The 25726-nt window shown below is 61.2% G+C and carries 18 protein-coding genes and 1 tRNA gene; 17 read left to right on the top strand and 2 right to left on the bottom strand.

From position 1 onward, the window contains the following. Positions 1-339 precede the first annotated feature (339 nt). The 11 genes from QD208_RS16690 to QD208_RS16640 all read left to right on the top strand — a co-directional run bounded on the left by QD208_RS16690 (position 340) and on the right by QD208_RS16640 (position 14682). On the top strand, positions 340-3822 hold the full coding sequence (locus QD208_RS16690) for a hypothetical protein (protein WP_279837510.1): 3483 nt from the start codon (positions 340-342) through the stop codon (positions 3820-3822). Positions 3823-3856: 34 nt separating this feature from the next. Then, positions 3857-4255 (top strand): hypothetical protein, encoded by a 399-nt coding sequence (locus tag QD208_RS16685; protein WP_175089188.1) that lies wholly within the window; start codon positions 3857-3859, stop codon positions 4253-4255. A 29-nt stretch (positions 4256-4284) separates the two neighbouring features. Beyond that, positions 4285-7668, top strand: a complete 3384-nt coding sequence (locus tag QD208_RS16680) for a hypothetical protein (RefSeq protein ID WP_279837507.1) — start codon at positions 4285-4287, stop codon at positions 7666-7668. 85 nt (positions 7669-7753) lie between these two features. Beyond that, the gene (locus QD208_RS16675) at positions 7754-9013 is read left to right on the top strand and encodes a hypothetical protein (RefSeq protein WP_279837506.1); all 1260 of its coding nucleotides are present in this window, start codon (positions 7754-7756) and stop codon (positions 9011-9013) included. A gap of 13 nt (positions 9014-9026) precedes the next feature. Continuing rightward, the gene (locus QD208_RS16670; RefSeq protein WP_279837504.1) at positions 9027-9899 is read left to right on the top strand and encodes a hypothetical protein; all 873 of its coding nucleotides are present in this window, start codon (positions 9027-9029) and stop codon (positions 9897-9899) included. Then, complete coding sequence (locus QD208_RS16665; RefSeq protein ID WP_043336616.1) at positions 9896-10297, top strand: hypothetical protein; 402 nt, start codon at positions 9896-9898, stop codon at positions 10295-10297. Before QD208_RS16670 ends, QD208_RS16665 begins: the two co-directional genes overlap by 4 nt. An 8-nt stretch (positions 10298-10305) precedes the next feature. Then, positions 10306-12390: a hypothetical protein gene (locus QD208_RS16660; RefSeq protein ID WP_279837503.1), complete on the top strand. Its 2085-nt coding sequence runs from the start codon at positions 10306-10308 to the stop codon at positions 12388-12390. 63 nt (positions 12391-12453) lie between these two features. Then, positions 12454-12900 (top strand): hypothetical protein, encoded by a 447-nt coding sequence (locus tag QD208_RS16655; RefSeq protein ID WP_279837501.1) that lies wholly within the window; start codon positions 12454-12456, stop codon positions 12898-12900. An 88-nt stretch (positions 12901-12988) separates the two neighbouring features. Next, complete coding sequence (locus QD208_RS16650) at positions 12989-13216, top strand: hypothetical protein (RefSeq protein WP_279837499.1); 228 nt, start codon at positions 12989-12991, stop codon at positions 13214-13216. 85 nt (positions 13217-13301) lie between these two features. After that, the gene (locus tag QD208_RS16645) at positions 13302-14357 is read left to right on the top strand and encodes a hypothetical protein (RefSeq protein WP_279837497.1); all 1056 of its coding nucleotides are present in this window, start codon (positions 13302-13304) and stop codon (positions 14355-14357) included. A gap of 239 nt (positions 14358-14596) precedes the next feature. Continuing rightward, positions 14597-14682 (top strand) — tRNA-OTHER (locus QD208_RS16640). A gap of 256 nt (positions 14683-14938) precedes the next feature. Here the strand turns inward: QD208_RS16640 and QD208_RS16635 are convergent. Further along, positions 14939-15184, bottom strand: a complete 246-nt coding sequence (locus QD208_RS16635; protein ID WP_279837496.1) for a hypothetical protein — start codon at positions 15182-15184, stop codon at positions 14939-14941. Positions 15185-16123: 939 nt separating this feature from the next. Here QD208_RS16635 and QD208_RS16630 point away from each other — a divergent pair. Continuing rightward, a complete protein-coding gene (locus QD208_RS16630; RefSeq protein WP_279837512.1) occupies positions 16124-16735 on the top strand; it encodes a LysE family translocator in 612 nt (203 codons plus the stop codon). Between the two features lie 148 nt (positions 16736-16883). On the opposite strand, the gene QD208_RS16625 is transcribed toward QD208_RS16630, so the two are convergent. Further along, the gene (locus QD208_RS16625; RefSeq protein WP_279837495.1) at positions 16884-17435 is read right to left on the bottom strand and encodes a copper chaperone PCu(A)C; all 552 of its coding nucleotides are present in this window, start codon (positions 17433-17435) and stop codon (positions 16884-16886) included. Positions 17436-17746: 311 nt separating this feature from the next. Here QD208_RS16625 and QD208_RS16620 point away from each other — a divergent pair, with 311 nt between their 5' ends. The 5 genes from QD208_RS16620 to QD208_RS16600 form a co-directional block, all read left to right on the top strand. Beyond that, on the top strand, positions 17747-18259 hold the full coding sequence (locus QD208_RS16620) for an NUDIX domain-containing protein (protein WP_225347259.1): 513 nt from the start codon (positions 17747-17749) through the stop codon (positions 18257-18259). Positions 18260-18377: 118 nt separating this feature from the next. Further along, a complete protein-coding gene (locus tag QD208_RS16615; RefSeq protein WP_054556876.1) occupies positions 18378-19307 on the top strand; it encodes a MoxR family ATPase in 930 nt (309 codons plus the stop codon). Continuing rightward, complete coding sequence (locus QD208_RS16610) at positions 19304-20323, top strand: DUF58 domain-containing protein (protein ID WP_279837494.1); 1020 nt, start codon at positions 19304-19306, stop codon at positions 20321-20323. Before QD208_RS16615 ends, QD208_RS16610 begins: the two co-directional genes overlap by 4 nt. Further along, positions 20320-22476: a DUF3488 and transglutaminase-like domain-containing protein gene (locus tag QD208_RS16605; RefSeq protein ID WP_279837493.1), complete on the top strand. Its 2157-nt coding sequence runs from the start codon at positions 20320-20322 to the stop codon at positions 22474-22476. The genes QD208_RS16610 and QD208_RS16605 overlap by 4 nt, the downstream gene beginning before the upstream one ends. Before the next feature lie 218 nt (positions 22477-22694). Next, positions 22695-25726, top strand: a 3032-nt coding sequence (locus tag QD208_RS16600; RefSeq protein ID WP_279837492.1) for a retention module-containing protein, incomplete at its 3' end; no start/stop codon positions are given.

Genomic DNA, 25726 nt, shown 5'->3' with positions numbered 1-25726 from the left:
CCTGGTCGGTATGATCAGAGCTTAGCGCCTGGTCCGAATTCTGGGGTCCACTTCATAATGCGCTAGTTCAAGAGTGGAATAGTAAACTAAAAATGTGTTTGTTTATGCCTCTGGTGCTCATGCTTTTTTCTGGAGTTGGGTTGTTAGGAGTCCCAGCAGAAGTAAAGTTTTTTGTAGATTCTTTCCCTGCTTTCATTAGCGGGTTGGCCCTGGCTTCATGGTTATATGTTACCGATTTTTCACTAGCAGTGATTGATCTTAATACTAGACAACATTAATGTGTTAGTTGTCTGAATAGAGCCCGTCAATTGACGGGCTTTTTTACGTCTGGAGAAAAATATGGCTCTATCGGATCTCGCTGCTGAGCTGGTACTCAAGGCCAAAAACCTGATTTCTCCGAGCACTGAGGCGGCCGCCGATAGTGTCAGCGACTTATCGGCCAATGCCGAGGAGCTACGCGGCAACCTGGACCAGCTCGAGGATCAGCGCGCCCTGGTGCGCGCCTTCCAGCAGGCCACCACTGCCACCGGCAAGGCGCAAAAGGAGTGGGACAAAGCCACCGACAAGGTGCGCGCGCTCGAGCAGGAAATCGAGGCCAGCGGCCAGGCCAGCATCGCCCAGCAGAACCGCCTCAACGAAGCGCGTGCCGTTGCCGCTCGCGCCGGCGCAGCGTATGAGCAGCAGGCAGCGCAAGCCGCCCAGCTGGGGCAGAGCCTGACTGACGCCGGCATCAACACTGGCAATCTCTCCGAGGAGCAGCTGCGCCTGGCGCGCGAGGCCCGCGAGGCCCAGAACGCGCTCAATGGCTTGGGCAGCTCAGTCGCCCAGGCAGGCGACCAAGCCGAGGAGGGCAGCACGGGGCTGCGGCGTGCCCGTCAGGCGCTCAACGATTGGAGCAAAGCGGCCGCCGGCGCGGCTGTCGCAGGCGGCGCATTGGTCGCTGGCTTTGCCGCTCGCATGACCTCAGAGCAGGCGGATCTGGCGCGCGAGCTGGATAACGTCAGCAAGCGCACCGGCGTGGGTATCGTTGCCCTGCAAAAATACCGCTACGCCTTCGAGCGCGCGGGGCTGGATGCCGACGAGGCTGGCGACATCTTCCAGGATGTGGCCGACAAGATCGGGGACGCCTTCGAGAATGGTGGCGGCGATGCCATGGATGCGCTCGAGGGGCTGGGCATCGAGGCTAAGGAGCTGATCAATCTCGCCCCTGATCAGATGTTCCTGCGCCTGGCCGACGCGATGCAGGATCTGCCCCAGGCGAGCCAGATCAATTTCCTCGAGGGGCTGGCCAGCAACGCCTCGCGCCTGCAGCCGCTGCTGGAAAACAACGCCGCACTGCTGCGCCAGCTGGGTGATCAGGCCAGCGAGATGGGGCTGATCATGTCGCCCGAGCAGATCGCCAACCTGCTCAAGACTGAGGAGGCGATCAACGGGGTGCAGACCCGCCTGCAGGGGATTGCCACTCAACTGTTTTCCAAGCTCTCGCCGGCGGTGGAAGGTGCCGCCGATGCCTTCGATGACGCGCTGAAAGACAACCCCAAGCTAGTCGATGAGCTGGCCACCGCGATCAGTGGGCTGGTCAAGATCGGCACTGACTGGGTGCGCAGCTTTATCGACAACCGCGATCAGATCGCGGATTCGATGCAGTCGCTGGTCGATGTCGGCCAGATGATGGGCAATGGCCTGGTGGCGGCGTTTCGTCTGGTGCAGTCAGCCGCTGCCGGCGTGACCGCCGGTGTCGCGTCGCTGAGCACCGGCATCCTGCAGCTCAACGCCAAGTCGCTCGAGCTGCTGAATAAAGTAGGCATTGCATCTGATAAGGAGGTCGCCAACGCCCAGGCCAAGGCCAAGGCGGCAGAGCAGACGCTCTATGATCTCAACAAGGATGCCGAGCGCTACTTTGATCAGGCCATGGAGGCCGGCAAGGCTGCGGCAAACGCCTTCGACAATTCGACCGAGGCGGTGGAGGAGCAGGCCAAGGCGACCGGCATTACCGCTGATCAGCTCGACAAGCTGGCCGATGGTGCCGATGTGGTCGATGGCAAGATGCTGTCACTGGCCGAGACTCAACGCCGGCAGGCTGACGCCACTCGCGCCCAGGGCAAGGCAGCGGCCCAGGCAGCCGAGGATCTGGGAACCTCGCTGGAGGAGCTGAGCAGCGGCATCGAGGCTGGCGAGACTGAGGCAATCGACGCATTCGACCGGCTCGCCAATAACGGCCAGGTCAGTGCCGAGCAAGTCGCGGCCGCCTTCGAGAAGGCGCAAGACGAGATCAGCTCAGAGAAAGGGCTGGCCGCCTTCCGCGCGCTGCTCGAGGAGCTGGTCGAGTCTGGTGTCGCTGGGGCGGATCTGATCGAGAAGCATCTCAAGGCCAGCGGCAAGGCAGCCGCTGACACCCTGGGGCTGTCGCTGCAGGATCTGACCACCGGCATCAGCAAGGCCGAGGCGGACGTGATCGAGGCGTTCGACACGCTGGCGCGCCAGGGCGATCTGACCGGCGAGCAGCTGCGCACCGCGTTCGGTGAGGCGCTATCGCAGCTCGAGGGTGACGAAGCGCTCGACGCGATCCGCGAGAAGCTGGCCGGCCTGGTGTCAGATGGCGTGGCGGGGGCCGGTACGCTGCGCAGCGTCTGGACCGAGTACAAGGCCAGCATTGATGACACCACCAGCGCGCTCGAGGAGCAGCGCGCCCAGGAGGCTGCCACCCAGGCCGAGGCGATCAAGAATCTGCGCATCATCCAGAATGCGCGCAGAGAGGCCCAGGCCGAGGAGGAGGCAGCCACCCAGTCAGCCATCAGCAATGTGGAGGCGCGAGCCAGTGCCATCGGGGGCGGTCTGGCGGCCGTCTACAACAAGGCGGCCAATGCCACCCAGGCGCTGAGCGCTCGCGCCGGCACCGCCTTTAAATCAGCCATGACCGGCAGCAGCGGCGTCACCGGCACTGTGGATCTGCTGCGCGACAAGATCGCTCAGCTCGAGGAATCCGTGGGCAATGCCTTTGTGGCATGGAAAACCCGCGCGGACCCGATGGGCGTCAATAAGTATCTGGCCAAGGTGGCGGCCAATAGCGGGCTAGTCGAGCTGGAGTTCCGCAAGCAGCAGCTTGCGGCCACTGAGCTGGTCGAGGCGTTGGGCAAGGTATCCAGCAGCGACCCAGGTGCTGGCCTGCGCAATCTGGCGGCCGACTCCGGCCAGGCTGTCAGCGCCACCCAGCTGCTGAGGATGTCGAGCGAGGATCTGCGCCGGCAGTTCGATCTGCTCGATGATGCCTCGCTGTCGAGCCTCGAGGGTGCCATCCAGTCAGTGCGCAGCCAGGTGGACTCGCTCTCTGACAGCGTGAGCGACACGCTGGCGAGCCTGCGCTCTGAGCTGGCCAGCCTGCAGGGTGATAGCACCCAGGTCGAGGCGCTGCGCTACCAGGAGCAGCAGCTCGAGCTGCAGCAGACGCTGGACAAGGCCCGTGCCCTGGGCGATGCCCAGACCATCAGCCAGGCCCAGGAGGCGCTGAGGCTGGCCGAGCAGGCCCACGACCTACGCCTCGCGGACATCCAGGCCCAGAGCGAGCAGGAACGCCAGGAGGCGCTGCAGGCTGAGGCGGATCTTCAGCGTCAGGTGCAGGCCGGCGAGGTCACCCAGCGCGAGAACAATGCGGCCGCCCAAGGTCGCACCACCCAGCTGACCACCTCGCTGCAGGCCCAGCGCCGCGTCGCGGTGGATCTCAATATCGGCAATCAGCAGGTGACGCTCAACGGGGTGGACGAGAGCGAGGCTGACGCCCTGCTCGACACCCTCTCGCGCGCCTCGCGCACCGCTGCCCGCTGATACCGCATCACCCCCATAACCGAGAGAGACACCCATGCCGGTGACACTAGAGGGCATCGCCCTGCCTGATGATATTCAGTGGACTGATGAGATGGTCAGCCACGGGGTGGGGCAAGTGCAGACGCCCACACTGACCGGCGCGCTGGTGGTCGAGGAGAGCGCCCAGGCGGCCGGCAGATCCATCACGCTGGCCAGCGGTGGCGGTGCCTGGGTGACGCGCTCCACCGTGCTGGCGCTATCCGAGCTGGCCGCCACGCCGCGCCCTGCTGACACCCCGATGGTGCTGGTGTGGGGTGATGGCCGGACCTTCGATTGCGTGTTCGATCACGCCGCCGGCGAGGCAGTGTCAGCGTCTGAGGTGCTGCGCCTTGCGGCCGGCAGCCAGGATGCCGATCACCCCTACACCATCACCCTGCGCCTGATCACCGTCTGACACCCCATCACCTTGCTGGAGCCAGCCCAATGGCCGACGAAACAATCCATAGCGGCGACATCCGCATCCTGCAGTCCGAGCGCATGACCGACAACGCCGATGGCGGTGGCCGGCTGACTGGCCGCCCCGTGACCGATGGCGCGAGCAATGACATCTTTGATGACATCTCTGACCTCGATCGTGCAGCGGGGCGCACCTCGCTGCGCAAGGTCGGGGCCGGTGTGCTGACCGACAACACCGCCCAATATTTCGGCGCGCACGCGATCATTGACCAGGTGCCGGCTGATCCTAATGTCAGCGTCGTGATGTTCGATACCGGCTCGCCGTCTGATGAGCGTGCCGAGTCCCGCGATTATGTCGAGAGCTATGTGACCGCCGGCGCGACCTCGCGCATGACGCTGCTGGGCGATCAGCTGGCCGGACAGCGCAGCATCATCACTTTCCAGATGCCAGAGGCCACGCTGCCCGATCTGGGCGATGTGCTGGCGCTGATGACCGAGCAGGGCGATGCCGCCGGCGAGGTCCAATATGTGCGCATCAGTGAGATAGATCACGAGATCCGAACCTTTGAGTACATGAATGGCAGCAACGTGCAGACGTTCGAGCGCCGCGTGCTGACCCTGGGGATCTCGACCGCGCTGCGCCAGCGCGTCTATGGCGTGCAGCCCCAGCCTGGCACCGTGAACCCTGACACCGTGATCCGCGAGGGGCAGAGCACCGATGCCGCCCGTTACTATGGCGTCAGCACCCTGACCCAGCCGGCCACCTTCGAGGCCAATAGCGTCACCGTGGCCAGCACCTATGCGCCGCTTGTGCCGGCGACCACCACCGAGCAGGCGGTGACCGATGTGCAGGTGGGCGGCACGGCCACCATCAGCGTCAGCAGCGGTGGCTCGACCTTCGAGGTGGCGCAGATCGCCAGCACCACCCAGATCGCTATCGAGCTGAATAATCGTGGCTTCACCTATGTCAGCCGCCTGGACCCGCTGCCGGCACCTGGCAGCGTGGTGATCGCTTATCGCTCGCTGGGCAAGTGGTATGAATTGCGCGATTCAGATGCCAATGGCGATCTCAGCGGCAGCGGGGCGGGGCGCGTGGACTACGCCACCGGATCTGTCAGCGTGACGCTGGGCGGCCTGCCTGATGTCGGCAGTTCGGTGCTGTTCAGCTGGGGCACGCCGGCCCACTATGAGGATCGCGCCGGCCAGGCCACCATCGACAAACCCTGGATGACGTTCGTGCTCGATCACGCCGGCGTGATGCCTGGCAGCGTTACCGTGCGCTGGATCTCTGGCGGCAGCGAGCAGACGGCCACCGATGATGGCCTGGGGAGCCTCAGCGGCGCAGCCACCGGCCGCGTGGTCTATGGCTATGCCGACGGCAGTGGCTCGCCCCAGCCTGGCGAGGCTTATGTCGAGTTCAATGGCGACGCCTTCCCAGATGCCAGCACCCAGGTCGAGATCGAGTATGACTACGGGGCACCGAAAACCGAGCAATTCCTGCCGTCTGCCAACGGGGCCGGCCTGGTCAGCCTCAGCATCAGTGATGCGCCGGTGCGCCCTGGCAGCGTGGCCATCACCTGGGCAGTGGTGCGCACCTGGTCGAGCAGCGAGAACGAGTCGCGGACCAGTGCCCGCAATGGCACCGTCGAATGGGTGGAGCAGAGCGGGGGCGAGGCCGATGTCACCTACACCATCACCGATGATGGCCGTGGCGGCTTCAATGGTGGATGGGAGGGGAGCATCGACTACGCCACCGGCGCGGTGACTTTCGAGGTCGAGAAGATCAAAGAAGTCAAAGAGTGGGATGACGACAATGCTGCGAGCCAGTATCGCAAGTGGGGCAGCAAAGAAAAGCGCGACGTATTCGAGAATGGTTCGAGCGTCTGGCTGACCAGCCAGCTGGACAGCGCCGCCCCGACCACCCACACCATCACCCAGGATCTCGCCCCGCTCGATGTCGAGCTGATGCCCCTGCTGCAAGATAGCGTCGTGCCTGGCACGCTGTCTTTCATCTTCCGAGGCGATACGTTCATCGACCGCCAGGGCAGTCTCTATCGCAGCGTCACCAGCAACGGGGCCGGCGTTCTCGCGGGCACCATCGACTATGGCACCGGCGATGCCCGCATCACCGACTGGCCGAGCGGCACCAGCGCCACCATCACCGTCAAAACGCTGGTGAGCACCTTCGGCACCTGGACGCTCGATGAGGCGTATTTCCGCACGCCAGGCTCGCCGCTGCAGGTGGGTGGCCTGCTGATCCAGGCCACGACGCTCGACGGCCGCTCGATCACCGGCCAGGCGGCACTCTCTGGAGAGATCGAGGGTGACGAGATGGCAGGCTCTGCCAGCTTCGAGACGGGGGTGGTGCGCGTCACCTTCGGCAAGCTGGTCAGCAATGACAGCCTGAGCGCTGCCGAGCGCGCCGAATCCTGGTACGACGCCACCGCCGTGGATGACGCCGGCATGATCTGGCGGCCCACCCAGGTGATCCCGAGCACCGCGCGCTTCAATGCCGTCATTCTGACCACGCTGCCGCTCGAGGCTGAGCTGATCGGCATCGACCCCGTGCGCCTGCCCAGCGATGGCCGCGTGCCCATCTATCGCGCCGGCGGCGTTGTGGTGGTGCATCACACCGGCCGCGCCCCGTTCCCGCTGGGGATCGGTGGCGGCACCACGCTGGAGGTCGGCCGCTCGCGGCTGGCCAGTCTGGTGGTGGAGGACGCCACCGGCGAGGAGGTGCCAGCCACCCAGTACAGTGCAGACCTCGACGCCGGCACCGTGCAGCTCGCCGCGCCTGACACTGCCACCCACCCCGAACCCTGGTACGCCCTGCACCGCGTCGAGGACATGCTGCTGGTGGGTGACGTGGATCTGTCGGGGGCGCTGACGCTCAAGGGCAATCTGAGCCACGACTACCCCGCCGGCGATACGCTGGTCAGCGCCGCGATGGTGGCCGGCGACCTGCAAGCGCGCGTGGCTGATTTCTTCGATCTCTCGAGCTGGGATCGAGACTGGAGCAAAGACGACAACGATGGCGCAGATGGCACCCTGGCCGAGTACAACGTGACCACCTACCCGCCCATCATCACCAATCGCGGGGCCATCACTGAGGATTGGGCGCTGATCTTTACCAGCTCGAGCACGTTTCGCATCATCGGCCGCACCGTGGGCGAGATCGGCGTGGGCAGTATCAATGAGGACACGTCGCCTACCAACCCGAATCAGGGCGTACCCTATTGGACGCTCAAGGCGGGCGGCTTCGGGGCCGGCTGGGTGAATGGCAACGTGATCAGATTCTCGACCATCGGCGCATCCTTCCCGATGTGGCTGGCGCGCGTGATCCTGCAGGGGCCGGCCAGTGGCCAGCAAGACAGCTTTAGGCTGCAGATCCGTGGCAACGCCAACGCCTGACCGTAGCCGGCAGGCGCAACCCTCTATCCCTATCCCTCAACCGCCCAGCCACTCGCTGGGCGGCCTTGTTTCTGGAGACGTTCAAATGGCCGATTTTCCCGTGAAGTGGTTCAGCAGTGACATGGGCGGCGCGCCGGTGCTGTCAGACAAGACGCCAGGCGAGATGATCGCGCTGATGAAAGCCTGCCTCTCTACTGGCTTCAATCTCATGCCCATTGACGGCATGGAGTTTGATAGCGGCACCGGCCTTGCCACCGTCAATCTAAGCACTGGGCATGGCTTCCTGCCGTGGCAGGTGATCGAGATCAGCGGTGCAGATCAGGCCGGCTACAATGGCGAGCAGCGAGTGGTGAGCGTGGGGTCCGGCTGGCTGACGTTCGCCCCCGACGCTGCCCCGAGCGCTGGCGCTGCGACCGGCGAGAGCATGGAGATCAAGGCCAGCCCGTCCAAGTCCTGGGAGTTCATCCACGAGGATGCCGCCACCTATCAAGCATCGTTCCGCTCGACCATGCCTGATGCCACTGATCATGTGGTGATCATGACGGATGATGACCCGACGAATAGCGATGTTACCTCGACGGCAGATTGCGTAAAAATGACAGTTGCCGAGATTTATAATGATCTCTCCGATTATCAGGAGTCGATCAGTCAATGGTGGCCGGCATCGCAGCGCTATTGGAATGAGAGTTATGCAGTACGTAGTTATGGCAGAAAAGATTGGACCCTTATCACCAATGGTAAACTGATATATCTCGCGTTGTCATATGGAGCATCAGGCAAGCGCGCGATTTTTGTACTAGGCAATTTCGATAGCGTGCGTCCCGCTGATGCCCATCACTTTATACTCAATGGGCTGGACCCAAAAACTGGCTGGTCAAGCACTGGCTACGATATGTATAACGATTTCCTTCTGCTCAACCAGGCAGACGTTTCAAGATTGCGCTCTATATCGAGAAAATATAGCCAAGTCCCAGAGTCTACCAGCTTCAATTTACTTGGCTATGGTGAAAGGATAGGCGGCTCATTTGACGCGCCAAACCCTGCGGACAATGGTTTCCATGTTGCGTCTGGTAAGATTGGAGTTCGAGAAGAATTGCAAGGGACAAGCGCTCACCAGACCCTTAGAGGATACCTTCCTGGGATAGTCCAGCCGCTTTGCACCGTGCCTTTCTATGATATGCAAGTGATAGACGATGTGCCTGGCCTTGATAATCGTCCAATTATTTTCATGCTGGCAACTGTCAGAGATTATGGGAATTACGAATCAGGATCATTCACGGATTGGTCAATCACAAATAATTATCGCCCGTATTTGATCGGCTTCCATCTCGATCATTGGTCATAAGGGGGCATATTTTATGCCGGATATTACGATTGATTTCGAGGATGATAGCTGGCGCAGCTATATATCGGGCGATTGGATAGTGACGAGCGAGGGCGAGCAGCCCGCCTATGATGGTAGCCATACGCTTAGATCGCCGCCTATGGATGAGACGGGGAATAGATATTCCTATCTCGATTTGTCAGGCTTAATACCCAAAAATCAAGGTGCTATTGTTAGCTTTTACTTTAGGAAAAGCACCTATGGCTCACATAATGTCTTCTACGTGGATGGCGATGTAGTAGGTGGGTATGCCAATGAGGTTGATTGGCAAAAAGAAACCTTGCCAGGCTATAAATTAAGTCGTGATGTTGTCGAGCTTCGTTATTTCAAAAATATCACAGTTGAAATGGGCGAGGATGCAGTCTTTATTGACCGCATAGAAATAGAGTTAATGTCAGTCGATATAAAATACTTTGACTCATTATCGACTTATTTGGTTGAAGACTTCGGCGGGATTCCAAACCCTGATGCGGTAAACCTCGACGGAACGCTCAGCGTTCGGGATGGCTTCACCTCAGACGCCTATTACGTGGCGGATCTCATGTTCGGCGGCGGGGCGGCCAATACGGCCAACCCTGGGGGCGTTTTGCCCATACCCGAGCGCCGTGGCGTGATCGCCGGCACCGTGCTGGACATCCAGGCCCAGCCCGTCAGCCGGCGGGTGCGGGTGCATGAGCGCGCCACTGGCCGCATTGTGCGCGAGATGTGGAGCGGGACCGATGGCAAATACCGCTTTACTGACCTCGACACACGCATCGCGTTCTACGTGATGGCCTTCGATCACACCCTGCAGCAAAACGCTGTCGTGTCAGACAATGTGCATTCTGAGGTGGAGGACAGCCCGTGATCAGCTTCTCGACAAGCGTGAAAAATGCGCGCCTGGCGGCCATCGCCGGCGCGATAGATGCCGGCGATTCGCCGGCGTCATTCGTTGTGTACTCCGGCACCCGACCCTCGCCTGGCGCTGCCGTCACCGATCAGGTGGCGCTGGCCACGCTGGAGGTGCCCCAGCCATTCGCCGCCGATCTCTCTGGCGGCGTCCTGACGGGGGCAGCCTTTGAGGAGGTGATGGCCGACGCTGATGGCGAGGCCACCTGGTCGCGCCTGGTCGATGGCGCGGGTGCGTGGGTGATGGATCTGGATGTCGGCATCGAGGGATCAGGCGCTGACGTGACCATCAGCTCGACAACGATTTATCGCGGGATACTGACGCGGATCAGCCGCATGGTATTCGCTGAGGGCTAGGGGGCACCGTGAAAGAGATCAGGCTGCAGTTTGTCCAAGGGCTAGCGCCCTGGAGCGCGCGCGCCCTCGAGCTGCGCCTGGGTGGTGATCCTGGTTTGTTGCTGCTGTTCGCCGGTGACTATGCGCCGCCGGCGGGTGGCAATGTCGTGCTTGGCTTCGGCGGTGCCACTGAGGCGGTGGAGCTGCCGCGCGATCTGGTGCTCGATGCCCAGCTGACGCCGCCATCAGTCTATGCTCGACTCGCCCAGGGTAGTGCCATCGAGATCGCGGCCAGCCTGGTGATGCCAGCAGCCACCGTGCGCGCGCAGCTCGAGCTGATCCAGTCGCTCAGTCTGGAGGCGAGCGCGCCGCCGGTGGCGGCAGAGATCCGCGTCGAGCATGGTGTCAGCCTTTCGCTGGTGGCCACGCTGGGTGCGCCGGCGGTGGTCGATGTCGCGCTGACCCGCGAGATCAATGTCTTTCGAGGGCCATCAGATAGTGCCGGTGCCCGCTTCGAGAACGCGGTCCCGCTCGAGGCCCAGGGCAGCACCCGCTGGGAGCAGCCTGCTCGCCCCTATGGTGCCACCGCGTCAGGCTTCGAGCAGGGCGCAACGCTTGCGGCCAGCCAGGGTGGCCAGTGGTCTGCCCGCCCCCGCACCGATGCCACCAGTGGCTCGCAGTGGGAGCAGGCCGAGCGCATCCTGGGCACCCTCAGTGGCAGCCAGTGGCTGCAGCTGCCGCGTGTCCGCCGTGCATCGCGGCCGGTATGGGAGCAGGGGCAGGGCATCGCGGCTGCTCGCTCGAGCGGCTACCAGCACCCACCCCGCAAAGATGCCCGCCGGCGCTCGCGCTATGAGGAGGCCCGCACCCTCGAGCCGGTGACGATGGATGTGCCCTATCAGCAAGGGCGCACCACTGGCGATGACTGGCTCGTGCCCTGGGAGGAGGCCCGCCGGCCACCGCCTGGCCTCGACTTGCCGCCAGATCCGCCTGAGCCGCCGGTGCTCGAGCCGGTGGAGGGTGGCACGACCCTGCAATTCTGCCACGCCATGCCGAGCGCCCCGTGGGTGCTGCAGTTCGGTCTGACGTGTGAGATACCCACCCCGACCATTCCCGTCAAAAGGCTCTATATCGTGCAAAACTCCGCGCGCCTGGTGCGCCTCTCCGATGGCCTGGAGCTGCCGGCCACCCAGATGACGCTCAGCATCGACGCTGACAGCTGGGCATGGTCATTTTCTGCCGGCCTGGCAGGGCGTGACGCTCAAGCGCTGGTGACCGGTACCGATGGCCAGCCGGTGGAGGTGATGGCCGAGATCAACGGGCAGCAGTGGCGGTGCCTGGTGGATGGCTGGCGACGCTCTGAGAGCTGGCAGAGCCATAGCGTGACCATCAGCGGCCGCTCGCTTGCGGCGTACCTGGGCGCGCCCTACGCCACCGCGCGCAGCTACACCGAGGACAGCCAGGCCACTGCCTCGCAGCTCGCCCGTGCTGAGCTGCCAGAGGGCTGGTCACTGGATTGGCGCATGACTGACTGGGTGGTGCCCGCCGGCGCGTGGAGCTATGACAGCCTCGCGCCCATCGACGCCATCTCGCGGATCGCTCAGGCGGCCGGCGGCTATGTGCAGGCCCACCAGCAGGATCAGACCATCATTGTCGCGCCCCGCTTCGAGGCAGCGCCCTGGCGCTGGGCTGAGAGCGAGGTTGATCTGGCGGTGCCCCGTGACATCATCACCCAGCTGGGGAGTGATCAGCAGCCAGGTGATGCCCGCAATGCCGTGTGGCTGCATGGTGATACCGGCGGCATTCAGGCCCAGGTCATCCGGCAGGGCACCGCCGGCGATCAGCTGGCACCCACCGTGGTGGATTCGCTGATCACCGATCAGGCACCGGCGCAGTCGCGCGGGATCGCTGAGCTGGCCGCTACCCTACGCCAGAGCACCGAGAGCCTGCAGATGCCCCTGGCGGCCTCTCTGGGCGGCCTGCTGCTGCCTGGCATGATGATCGAGTGCGATGGCTGGCGTGGTGTCTCGCGGGGCGTGAGCGTCAGCGCCAGCCTGCAGGGGCGTGCCCTGAGCGTGCGCCAGTCTGTTGAACTGCAAAAATTTATTTTGTAGATGATTTAATTGATATGTCATTTAAATTTTGTGTTTTGGGAAGGGAAATAAAAAGGATATGTTATGGAATGTGTCGAAAGTATAGTTGCTAGTGTTGTTGTTAGTATTGTTACTGGTATATTTAGTGGGCTTGTTTCAGGATGGTTTATTATGAACTATTCTGAATATAAAAGCTTGAGGGATGATGCTTTAAAATATATTGGTAAGATAGGTTATATGCAGAGAGATAACAAGGTGTTGATTTATTTCCCCAAAGATGAGGGGGCTTTGCTCTCACTTTCGAGTGCTTTAATTAGAAAAGGTCATAATGGTATTGCAAACTCCATAAATAAAGTAGAGAGCGGGCTAGGAAGATATAAGGTAAAAGCCCCTGATGATCTTCAAGATGTTTGTGACTTTTTGAATGAAGTACAAAAGGAGATAAGGCTATCAAGACCTAATTTTCATGGATTGATTTTTGGTCGCAATGTCAACTTTAAAGAAATATGGAAAAAGTTAATCTGGATATAGTTTGAGTCTACTTCATGTCATTAAACTGTAAATATGCCATCCGTGATGGCGTCAGGTGGTATCAATTCAAGAAAAGGAGGGGGATAGCATGGCCAATCCATATCGCCGCTTGCTGGCATTGCTGCCGACCATGCCACGCCAGGTAGGGGAGGTGATCAGCGTCAGCGTCAGCGGCTCGCGTGTTCGCGTGGATTTGGTAGGGGGTGGGGTGCGCATCTGCCAGGGCGATGCCCAGCTGGGTAGCATGGTCTACGTGGAGGGGGACCGGATCACTGGCGTGGCTCCGAGTCTGGCGGTGGTGGTGGTCGAGGTGTAAAGGGTTTGGAAAATGAGGGCTAATAGAGGTATTCTGATTTTACGTGCAGTTTTATTAGCCATTGAGTTTAGAAAGGTTTGCTATCATGGATGACGGTAAGATCAAAGTTACAGGGCTTGAAGAAGTTGCGTTATTGCTAAATCAAGATCAAGAAATAGACATAAAAAATCTTGATTTTTCTAGCTGGCCTATTCTGAGTATAAAAATTGAAGGTGATAAGTATCACGGCACAATAACGCCAAGTCTTGCAAAGTCATTATATGACTATGTGTATCACTTGAAACGTGCATATGCAGAGATCAAATATGGAACAAGTAATCTTCAGAAATTAAAGAAAGAGGATATTGCTCTTTTCGATTCAGTAACCTTTAAGATTTCTGAGGGTTGTTCTGATGTTTTGACTGAGGGGCTTGGAAAGATATTTGATGCGATAGCACAGGGTGTCGAGGATAGGTTTAAAAATATGACTTCCAATCAAGTAGTAGGGCTAGTGGTTTTTTTAGGAGGCTTGGCTGCAGGATGCTATGCATTTGACTCGTACCTAGAAAGTAATAAGCAATTAGAAATGGCTAGGATTAACCAAGAGAGTCAGAGTGATGCGTACAGGCATGCGGAGAAAATTGGTGAGCTTGTTGCGGAGGCTAAGCAATCCGATCCGCATGTGAAGGATACTGTAAACTCTTTTGAAGGGCATATGAATGAAGGACATATTAACATTGTTCGGTCAGTTGATGATGCTGATAGGATAAAATATTCGGGTAAAGAGCTTAGCAAAGAAGATATCCAAAAAATAAGTAGCGGAACTCCTGTTGCTTCAGACTCTAGCTCAATTTCTGAAGTTGTGATTGTTGAACAGGTTAGAAGAATCGTTAGTCGCCAAATTGTTTCGGTTAGTTTTTATTCTAATCATTTTGGACGCCAAATTACCATACAGTATAACATGGGATACTTGGGCGGTAGAAAAGAAGCTAAGTTACAAGAAGCTTTTTGGGAGAATATGAGTAAGCGTGTAGAGGTGGAGTACTCTGCTGTCTTTAATGAGGCAAATAATGATTTTGTTAGAGGGACTTTAATAAGTGTAGGGGATATCGAAAATTACCACTTTGATACAGATGATATAACTGATAACGATGAAACATAGTTAATTTTCAGTTTTTTCTCGATTGTAATTGATGCTCTTTGCTGTGCGATTAGTACTAGAGAGCAATATGAAGTCATTGGCGTGGCTCCGAGCCTGCCGATGGTGGTGGTCGAGGTGTGAGGCCGGCTGGAATCGTGCCATAGTTTGGTCGCAGTTTGGTCGCAGACTGCGACCAAAAGGCGGAGGCAGTGTGAATCATGGAATGCCACAAGCTATTGATTTACCTCGAAAGGCCCGCTGCCAGCGTGACCCGAGATCCATCAAAAACGGATTCAAAATCCGCCGCTTAATAGGCGTGTCGGTTCGAGTCCGACCACCGGCACCAGAATTGAAAAAGTCGCTTTCGAGCGGCTTTTTGCGTTTCTGGCTCCCGCCGATTCATCTCCCTTGTGGTTCTTCGCTCGCTCTCTGTCTCTGCCCCGAATACCAGTCCTTGCTTATTCCTTCACGCTTCGCCTGTCATGGCGCTGGCGATGGCAGCTGCTTGTCTGTGCTCTGTACGTGACGGCAGGGGCCCAGACACAGGAAAGCCCCGAACGAATGTCGGGGCTTTCCTGTGTCTCGTGCATCCAGTCGGCGGCTCACGCCTGTTGTGGAACGCTCTTCACGCGTCGATAGATGCTGTTGCTGGCGAGGGAGGGGGCGAGGAGTGCGATGCGGGTGTTCTGGATCGCGAGTTCCTGGCGCAGGGTAAACCACATGCCGACGTATTCATGGCAATCCTGGCAGTGCACCAGGTGGTCGGCCGATGGGGTGTGGTACTGATACTCCATCTTCAGGCCGGAGCATGCCGGACAACACAGTGCGGCTTGAGCTTTCCCTTCCATGTCTCCTCTCCTTCTCAGCAATTGACTGAATCTGGTGAGGTGCAGCGTAGTGGTCTCTTTCCTTGAGTTCGCAAACCTGCCAGTCATCAAGGCCCATGAATCAATCGCTCAGACTCATGGATCTTGCTGGCCGGGGAGTGAAGCTTCCCATGCTTGCGCGTCATCCTCTGACAGGGCCTGTCCCTGGCTGCACTTCCTGTGCACTTGGCCCGTCACTACGCTGAACCTGCCGCTCTTCCTGAGCAGCGATCGGGCGTTACTGGCCCGCAAGAATCTTGTACACCTTTCAGAAACTGACTGAATTCGGTGTCATTCAGCGTAGTGCTCTCTTTCCCTGAGCTCGCAGGCTTGCCAGTCATGAAGATTCGTAAACCTACCCGCTCAGGCTTACGAATCTTCCTGGCTAAGGAGCGAAGTCCCCAAGCCTGCGCGTCATCCTTTGACAGGGCCTGTCCCTGGCTGCACTTCCTGTGCACTTGGCCTGTCACTACGCTGAACCTGCCGCTCTTCCTGAGCAGCGGTACAGACGTTACTGGTTATCATAAACTTGTACAATGTCTAATTTGTTGCACAAGTTTTCAAATGTGTAAATTTCTGTACTTTATTATGTTCTCATATAAATCCATGCACGACGGCCGCCTTCGAGGGCGGACTGTCCAGCCCGTGTGACACCCATCGTGAGGGGCATGTCCAGGTCGTCCATATGGCCTGCTGCCGCATCAGCATGGCGCTTGATACACTCGACTGCGTCTGCCTGAAGACTTGGTGGGAGTCGTATGTGCCCGATGCTCTCATCCCTTGAGCAGCGCCGGATGGGTAGGGCGGGCCCCATCGCGAGCGCCGGGCTACTGTCAGGTGATCCCCCAGGTGTATGTCCGAGGCCGGCGCAGTGTCGCTTTCACCAATTGACTGGAACATGGAATGACCTTCATGCATTGGATGCCGCTGAATCTGTGGTTGTCACTGGTTGCGCTATGCGCGATGGGGGCGATGTCGCCCGGACCGAGTCTGGCGATGGTGCTGCGCCATACCCTGGGCGGCGGGAGGAGTGCGGGGGTCGCCGCCGGTATCAGTCATGCGCTGGGAGTCGGGTTGTATGCCGCGCTGACTGCCTGGGGGCTCGGCGCCTTGATCGTTCATTATCCGGGCGTCTTCCAGGCGATCATGCTGCTGGGCGCAGTCTATCTGGCCTGGTTGGGGTTCAAGGCGCTGCGGGCAGGTCGCGGTGGAGCGCTGGAGGCGCAGGCCGTCACGACGTCCCGTTCCATGGCGATACGCGATGGTTTCATGGTGGCGCTGGCCAACCCCAAGTTGATCCTGTTCTTCGTGGCGCTGCTCAGTCAGTTGATCACGCCGGAGATGAGCGAGTCGGGCAAGTGGCTGGTCGTCGTGACGGCCATGGGCATCGACGGGCTCTGGTATGTGCTGGTGGCACTGGTGCTGTCGCACTCGCGGGTGCTGCCCTGGTTGCAGGCGCGCGCGATGTGGATCAACCGTCTGACGGGCGTGGTGTTGCTGGGGCTGGCGTTGCGGGTGGTCTGGGGGCTTTGAGACAGCCTGTCAGCCCGGTGAGGCTCTGGCGCTTCTTGAGAAAACGGCCCTGGCACCTTGTGTCAGGGCCGTTTTGCATGCGCGTTTCGCGGGTTGAGGCGTTTGTCGATAGAGGTGTTTGTCGATAGAGGCGTATGCACCGATGGCGTTACTCACTGAGCGACATCATCTCGGCGTAGTCCTTGACCGAGACCTCAAGGCTCGTGTCAGGTCTCGCCAGAAAATGCAGCGTCAGCGGCAGCTTGTCGCCTGCAGTGAGTGGCTGCGTCAGCCCGATCAGCATCAGGTGGGGGCCGCCGCCGGGAGCCATCGTCAGCGGCGCGTCAGGGGAAATCGCCAGTTGCTCGATTCTGTGCATCTGCATGCGCTCTTGCGTGACTTGCATGCTGTGCAATTCGACCGTGGCGGCCATCGGCGTGCTGGCGCCTGTCAGCATGGCATCGCCCTTTGCGATCGAAAGTGTCAGGTAGGCGGCCCCGGTCGTGGCACCCGGTGGCGTCGGTAGCGCAAAGGCTTGCTCGACATGGGGGGAGGCGGATGGGGGCTCCTGCGCAGTGGCGTGAACCGTGGCAAGGGAGAGCAGGGCTAGCGTCGCCAGCCATCTGCTGGCGGTGCTGGCGATGGTGCGAAGGGCGGTCAGGCCAGCCGATATCTGTCCGGCGCGTCGCGGCGCGCCATGTCCCTGGCGAGGTTGCCTCATGCTGTGCGCATCTCCTGTGTCGGTGTGTAAAGAGAATGACCATGGGAGCGGTCCATGATGCCAGTGTGGTGTTTTCTGACGTCGATGGCCTCTAGTGTAGAGGCTATTGCAGAGGGTTCTGTTTTAGGTGGTTTGCACGAATGCGAGCGTCGCCTGTTACCCGGGTGTGAAGGCAGGTGTCCGGGCCGCAGTTGAAGGCAGCTTCGTCGCATTCTGCTACCGTGGGACGCATTGGTCGATGCCATCCGGCGGTGTTGGTCGTCGCGGATGGCTATCGAAGTGATTCAAGGACAGGCAAGGAACAGGGAACGGTGATCCAGGACGAAATCATTCAGCTGGTCGATGCGCAGAATCGCCCTTGTGGCACGGCACCGCGTCGCTTGATGCGACGCTACCGCTATTGGCACCGTGCCACCTATGCATTCGTGCTCAATGGCCGCGGTGAGCTATGCATCCAGAAGCGTACCCTGAGCAAGGAAGTGTTCCCCGGCTATTTCGACCTCGCCAGTGGGGGTGTTGTCGGGGCCGGTGAGGCCGTGCAGGTGGCTGCCCGTCGCGAGCTGGAGGAAGAGATTGGCGTGCGCGGCGCGCCGCTCAAGCATTGTTTCGATTTCTGCTACACCGACGCGACCAACCATGTCTTCGGCAGTGCGTATCTGGTGCATTACGATGGCCCGCTGACGCTGCAGGCCGAAGAAGTGGCAGATGCCTTCTGGGTCACGCCTGCCGATGCGCTTGCGTTGCATCCTTCAACGCCTGATAGCCGTATGGCCCTTGAGCGCCTGATTCGTGAAGGCTTTCTGAGTGAGAGCCTGAGCCGATGATCTTCGCTTTTCCTTGTCGAGCTTGGGCAGCAACGCCGCTGGCCCTGCGTCATCTGGCGTGTGCTGCCCATCGTGATGGCCGCATCTCCTCCTCCCCACTTTGTTCTGGAGTCTTTGCATGAATGCCAAGGTATCGCCACAGCAGCTGGAAGAGGTGGAAGCCGCATTGTCGACCGTGCTGGCGGGCAAGCCGCGCCAGATCCGTCTGGCGCTCTGTTGTCTGCTGTGCCGTGGTCATGTCCTGATCGAGGACTTGCCGGGGCTGGGCAAGACGACGCTCGCCCAGGGGCTGGCGCGTCTGATCGGAGCGGACATGCAGCGGGTGCAGTTCACCAGCGATCTATTGCCCGCTGACATTCTCGGCGTGTCGGTATTCGACCCGCGTGAGGGCAACTTCCGCTTCCATCCCGGCCCGGTGTTCCACTCGCTGGTGCTGGCGGACGAGATCAACCGTGCCACGCCCAAGACGCAGAGCGCGTTGCTGGAGGCGATGGAAGAGCGTCAGGTGACGGTGGAAGGTGAGACCCGTCGCCTGCCAGAACCGTTCTTCGTGATCGCGACCCAGAATCCGCTTCAGCAATCCGGCACCTTCCCGCTGCCGGAGTCCCAGCTGGACCGCTTCCTGATGCGGCTGTCATTGGGCTACCCGGAACCCGCAGCCGAGCGCGAGATTCTCAAGGGCAATGCCGGGCGTCAGCATATCGAGGCGCTGCGACCCTTGTTGCCCGTCTCGGTGCTCAAGGAGTGGCAGGCCGCCGTGGACCGTGTGCGTCTGTCTGACCCGCTGCTGGATTATCTGCAGGCGCTGGTGGCGGCGACGCGCAGCTCGCCGGAAGTGGCCTATGGTCTCTCGACGCGCGGGGTGCTGGCGCTGGCCAGTGCTGCGCGTGGCTGGGCACTGCTGGCAGGACGCGACTATGTGCTGCCGGAGGATGTGCAAGCGGTCTGGGCGCCCGTCGTGGGGCACCGCCTCAGCGAAGGCAGTGTTGCCGAAGGTGAAGCCGTGGCGCGCCATCTGCTCGGGCAGGTGGCGGTGGTGCCTGCATGACCCAGGTGGCGAAGCCCGGCGCATGGACGCGCGTGAAAGCCCGCATGCTGCGCAAGATGTCGATTGGCGGAGGCGAGGCGCTTCATCATGCGCGCTTGATGATCTTGCCGACGCCCTTCGGGCTGTTCTGGGCGGTGCTGGTGATCCTGCTGCTGCTGTTGGGGATCAATTACGAGAACTCGCTGGCGCATGGTCTGTCCTTCTGGCTGTTCGCCGTGGCAGTGGTCAGCATCTTTCGCAGCTGGCGCAATCTGGCGGGTGTGCGAGTGCAGCTGATCGCCGATGGCGAGGCGTTTGCGGGCAATACATTGCGCGTCATGGTGCGCCTCACCGGTCGGGCTCGCTCGCATGCCATTGATGTGCGACTGGGAGAGGCGCGCCAGCGACTCGAGATCCATGACGGCGAAGGCAGTGCGACGCTGGAGCTGGCGGCCTTTCAGCGTGGCCAGTTCTCATTGCCGACGCTGACGCTGGAGTCGCGCTGGCCACTGGGACTGGTGCGCCTGTGGGCCTGGGTCGCGATCGACACGCCGGTCCTCGTCTATCCACAGCCAGAGCTTCCCTCCACCCCGCAGGGCAGTCGTCGTACGCTCGAGCAGATAGAGCAGGGCGATTTCGCCGGTCTGCGCCGCTATGTGCCGGGTGATGCGCCAGCGCATATCGCCTGGAAGCACTGGGGGCGCAGCGGCGAGCTGGTTACCAAGCGCTTCGAGACGCCTGCGCGTCCCTCGCTGTGGCTGGATTACGAGGCCTGTCGTGGCGACATGGAGCAGCGGCTTTCGGAGCTCACGGCACGCGTGCTGGCGGCGGAAGGCGCCCAGGCGACCTATGGTCTGCGGCTGCCGGGCCAGACATTAGCCATCGCCAGCGGCGGGGCGCATCGCCGTCGAGTGCTTGAGGCGCTGACGCTGTTCGGCGGCGAGCAGAGGTTGCCATGGTCCGCCCAGCTGGCGGCCAGTGAGGCCGCCGAGCGAGCCGGCGCGAGTCGTCCCTTGAGTCAGGAGGGCAGTGCATGAGCCTGTCGACAGCCAAGGCTTCCCCGGGACGCGCCTCCCTGGGCCGCTCCTCAAAGGACGAGCTCTCCAGTGGCGCATCTTCTCCCTCCTCCAGCGCCAGACGACGCTGGTGGCAGCGCAAACCTCTGACGCCTGACCAGGCATTGGGCTGGCTGGAGCTGCGCCACCTGTTCATCGGCCAGTGCCTGGTGCTGGCGCTGCATGTGCTGTGGATGCCGGTATGGCTTGCCCTGCCGGCCTTGCTGGCGGCGTTGTGGCGCTTTCAGCAACTCCGGGCGCGAGTTCCGCGCGCTGGCATCCTGTTGCGACTGGCGGCGGTGGCAATGGTCGCGGCGGGCCTGTTTCTCGAATACGGCCAGATGCTGCGCCTGGAGGCGATGATCGGCCTGCTGGTCGGCATCTATCTGCTCAAGCTGCTGGAGACGGACAGCCTGCGCGATGGTCGCGTGGTCTGCGGGCTGGGTTTCGTGGTGCTGGCGGCGGCCTTCCTGCATGACCAGGGGCCCTTGATGGCGGCGGCTTCGGTCATGGCCGCGGCGTGGCTGGTCGGCGGGCTGGTGTTGATCGCCGGTGCACGCGAACGTCGTGAGGCCATGCGGGAGACGGCCTGGCTGATGGGGCTGTCCCTGCCGCTGATGCTGGGCTTGTTCGTGCTCTTTCCCCGCCTGCCGCCGCTGTGGAACGTGCCGCAGCTCAACGAGGCCACCACGGGGCTTACCGACAGTGTCTCTCCCGGCGATATCGCCGCCCTGGGTCGCAGTGATGCCCTGGCGTTTCGGGCGCGTTTCGACAACGGACTGCCGGCGACCTCCCAGCGCTACTGGCGTGTGTATACCCTGAGCCTGTTTGATGGCGTGCGCTGGTCGCGCGCCACGCCGGAGCGTCTTCAGGAGGCACTGGGCGGGCCGGCCGAACGCTACGTTCAGCGCGGGACGCGTATGGAGGGGGAAGTCGCGCGTCATCGCTATGAGCTGCTGCTGGAGCCGGACCCGCGCCCCTGGCGGCCGAGTCTCGGCGCGCCACTGACGACCAGCCGCGAGGCCCGTTACCTGATCGACGGCACCCTTGAGGGGCTGGCGTCACTCAATACCCGCGAGCTGTTGGAGATGTCTTCCTCCGGCGCGCCACCGACAACGGCTCCGCAATGGATGCAGCGCCTTGATCAGCTGTTGCCCGATGATGGCAATCCGCGTGCCCGTGAGTTCGCTCGCGATCTGATGAGTGAGTCGGGGGGAGATCCTCAGGTCTTCCTGCAGCGCCTTTTCCAGTATTTCAATCGCCAGTCTTTCCACTACACCCTGACGCCACCGCGCCTCGAGGGGCTCAGCCGTGTCGATGATTTCCTGTTCGACAGCTTGCAGGGCTATTGCACCCATTACGCCTCTACCAGCGTTTTTCTGGCGCGCGCTGCCGGACTGCCGGCGCGTATGGTCGCGGGTTATCTGGGCGGCGAGGCACAAGGCGATGGCATCGGTGGGCCGCAGGAATTGAGCATCCGTCAGTATGACGCTCACGCCTGGGTCGAGGTGTTCCATGCCGGCCGCTGGCATCGATTTGATCCCACCGCGGCGGTGGCTCCCGAGCGAATCTCGCAGGGGGCGCTGAGTCTGCAGGGGCAGCCGGGCTTCATGGCCGATGCTGGCTTGCGCGCCTTCACGCTGAATAATTCATTGCTCAGTGATCTGAGACGGCAGTGGGAGCGTTTCGAATACCGCTGGCAACGCAGCGTGGTGGGGTTCCGTCTCGACGAGCAGCGAAATCTCTGGAAGCGACTGTTTGGTGACTTCCGCTGGGAGTGGTTTGTCTGGGGTGTGCTCGGGCTGCTGGCCAGTGTGGTGCTGGCAGGCGTGGCACTGGTGTTGTGGTCGGGTCGTGAGGTGTCAGCGCACGCAGGTGTGCGAGCCTACCGCAGATTGGTGAAGCGGCTGGAGCGTACGGGCCATGGCCCCCACGTGGGCGAGGCTCCCGGCAGCCACTTGCGCCGTATTGCCCAACAGCAGCCGCAGAATGTAAGAGTATTGTTACATTTGGCAGATTTGATTGAACAATGGCTATACAACGATGCTACGGTATTAGCGAGTTCTCATGGTGAAGCATCATCCTTGCGTAGTGTTCGGCGCCAGTGGTCTGTGCAGTCTCGCAAGATTCGCTAAATCACAATGATGACTTTTATGAGTGTTACTTATTGATTTAAAGAGGTTTTTCCGAATTAGATATCTCATCCTTGCAGCGCGATAGCGCTACTGAAAATTGCTAGGTTGCGGTAAGTGTTGTTGTGTATCAAAATGTAACTATCCGTTCTTGTCTATCATGCCATCGCTCCCCCTTCGCAGCATGATGCAGCACCTTTCCCCAGTAGGAGTATGTCCCCATGGTCCAGGTCATCCGCACAGAAGGCACAGTACTTGTTGTTTCCTCCTCCAGCGAGGCGCAGCGTGTCGTCAATGGAATGACGCTTGAACCAACAGCCACTCTGGTCGCACCGCAGGGCGCGATCGTGGTGCTGGAAGACGGCACCCAGCTTGTGGTGCCGCAGGGGGCGCCGATCGGCGTTGAGGTGTTGCTGGCCGAGTCGCGTGGGGAAGCGCCTGTTGACCCGGCAGTGGAAGCGTTGCGCGAAGCGATCGCTCGTGGCGAAGACCCGACCGCGATTCAGGAAGCTCCCGCAGCCGGTGAGAGTGGCGGTGCGCCGGGCAGCAGTCGTAGTGGTTTCCTGGATGCCTCTGGGGTGGGGCGTGAAGGGCGTGTCGAACGGACCTCCTATGAATATGAGGGCGGCTTTACCGACCCGGAATTCAATGATGAGGACGAAGATGGCCTGGGGCTGGATCTTGATCCGACACTGCCCACAGAGGTCGTGCTGTCCTTGTCGGTCGATGCACCGGCGCTGACCTCCGACACCACGCCGACCATCGTCGGTACCACCGATGCCGACGATGGCAGCACCGTCACGCTGGTCATCACCGACAGCGACGGCAACGAGCAGACCGTCACCGCGACGGTCGAGAACGGCACCTACAGCGTCGACGCCGAGACGCCGCTGAGCGAAGGCGAGTACAGCGTCGAAGCCTCGGTCACCGACCCGGCCGGCAACACCGCGACCAGCAATGATGTAGGCGAGATCGACGCAAGCGCGCCGGCGTTGACCGTTGATGCCCCCGCGCTGACCTCCGACACCACGCCGACCATCGTCGGCACTACCGATGCCGAAGACGGCAGCACCGTCACGCTGGTCATCACCGACAGCGACGGCAACGAGCAGACCGTCACCGCCACCGTCGAGAACGGCACCTATACGGTTGACGCTGAAACGCCGCTGAGCGAAGGCGAGTACAGCGTCGAAGCCTCGGTCACCGATCCGGCCGGCAACACCGCGACCAGCGATTATGTGGGCGAGATCGACGCAAGCGCGCCGGCGCTGACTGTCGATGCTCCGGCTCTGACCTCCGACACCACGCCGACCATCGTTGGCACCACTGATGCCGAAGACGGTAGCACCGTCACCCTGGTCATCACTGACAGCGATGGTAACGAGCAGACCGTCACCGCCACCGTCGAGAACGGCACCTACAGCGTCGATGCCGAGACCCCGCTGAGCGAAGGCGAGTACAGCGTCGAGGCCTCGGTCACCGATCCGGCTGGCAACACCGCGACCAGCAATGATGTGGGCGAGATCGACGCAAGCGCGCCGGCGCTGACCGTCGATGCCCCGGCACTGACCTCCGACACCACGCCGACCATCGTCGGTACCACTGATGCCGAAGACGGCAGCACCGTCACGCTGGTCATCACTGACAGCGATGGCAACGAGCAGACCGTCACCGCGACTGTGGAGAACGGTACCTACAGCGTCGACGCCGAGACGCCGCTGAGCGAAGGCGAATACAGTGTCGAGGCTTCTGTCACCGACCCGGCCGGCAACACCGCGACCAGCAATGATGTAGGCGAGATCGACGCGAGCGCGCCGGCGTTGACCGTCGATGCCCCGGCGCTGACCTCCGACACCACGCCGACCATCGTCGGCACCACCGATGCCGACGATGGCAGCACCGTCACCCTGGTCATCACCGACAGCGACGGCAACGAGCAGACCGTCACCGCCACCGTCGAGAACGGCACCTACAGCGTCGATGCCGAGACACCGCTGAGCGAAGGCGAATACAGCGTCGAGGCCTCGGTCACCGACACGGCCGGCAACACAGCGACCAGCAACGACGTGGGCGAGATCGACGCAAGTGCGCCGGCGTTGACCGTCGATGCCCCCGCGCTGACCTCCGACACCACGCCGACCATCGTCGGTACCACTGATGCCGAAGACGGCAGCACCGTCACCCTGGTCATCACTGACAGCGATGGTAACGAGCAGACCGTCACCGCCACCGTGGAGAACGGCACCTACAGCGTCGATGCCGAGACACCGCTGAGCGAAGGCGAGTACAGCGTCGAGGCCTCGGTCACCGATCCGGCCGGCAACACAGCGACCAGCAATGACGTGGGCGAGATCGACGCGAGCGCGCCGGCGTTGACCGTCGATGCCCCGGCGCTGACCTCCGACACCACGCCGACCATCGTCGGCACCACCGATGCCGACGATGGCAGCACCGTCACCCTGGTCATCACCGACAGCGACGGCAACGAGCAGACCGTCACCGCCACCGTCGAGAACGGCTCCTACAGCGTCGATGTCGAGACGCCGCTGAGCGAAGGCGAATACAGCGTCGAGGCCTCGGTCACCGATCCGGCCGGCAACACCGCGACCAGCAATGACGTGGGCGAGATCGACGCGAGCGCGCCGGCGTTGACCGTCGATGCCCCGGCGCTGACCTCCGACACCACGCCGACCATCGTCGGCACCACCGATGCCGACGATGGCAGCACCGTCACCCTGGTCATCACCGACAGCGACGGCAACGAGCAGACCGTCACCGCCACCGTCGAGAACGGCTCCTACAGCGTCGATGTCGAGACGCCGCTGAGCGAAGGCGAGTACAGCGTCGAGGCCTCGGTCACCGATCCGGCCGGCAACACCGCGACCAGCAATGACGTGGGCGCCCTGATTGGCGGCGATTCTGGAGAGGTAACGGAGGATGGCGTTACCGAAGCTTCAGGCGCGCTTGTCGATGTCGAAAGTACTGATGTTGTCGCTGGCACCCAAAGCGATGATTACGGCACTTTCAGCGTCAACGAGGCAGGGGAGTGGACCTACACCCTCGATAACGAAGCCGCTGTCGTTCAGGGGTTGAATGACGGTGACACTGTCAGCCAGTCGTTCGTGGTCGAGCTCAGCGATGGCTCGACCACCACGGTCGACATCGTCATCACCGGCGTGGATGACTCGGCGCCGACCCTCACCTCGCTGGATGACCAGTCGGTCACTGAGGCGACCGGCGGCACCGTCACTGA

Origin of the sequence: Cobetia sp. 29-18-1, assembly GCF_029846405.1 — a bacterium.
Classification (GTDB): Bacteria; Pseudomonadota; Gammaproteobacteria; order Pseudomonadales; family Halomonadaceae; genus Cobetia; species Cobetia amphilecti.
The sequence above is the reverse complement of the archived record's forward strand: the minus strand, read 5'-3'. Positions and strand labels throughout refer to the sequence as shown.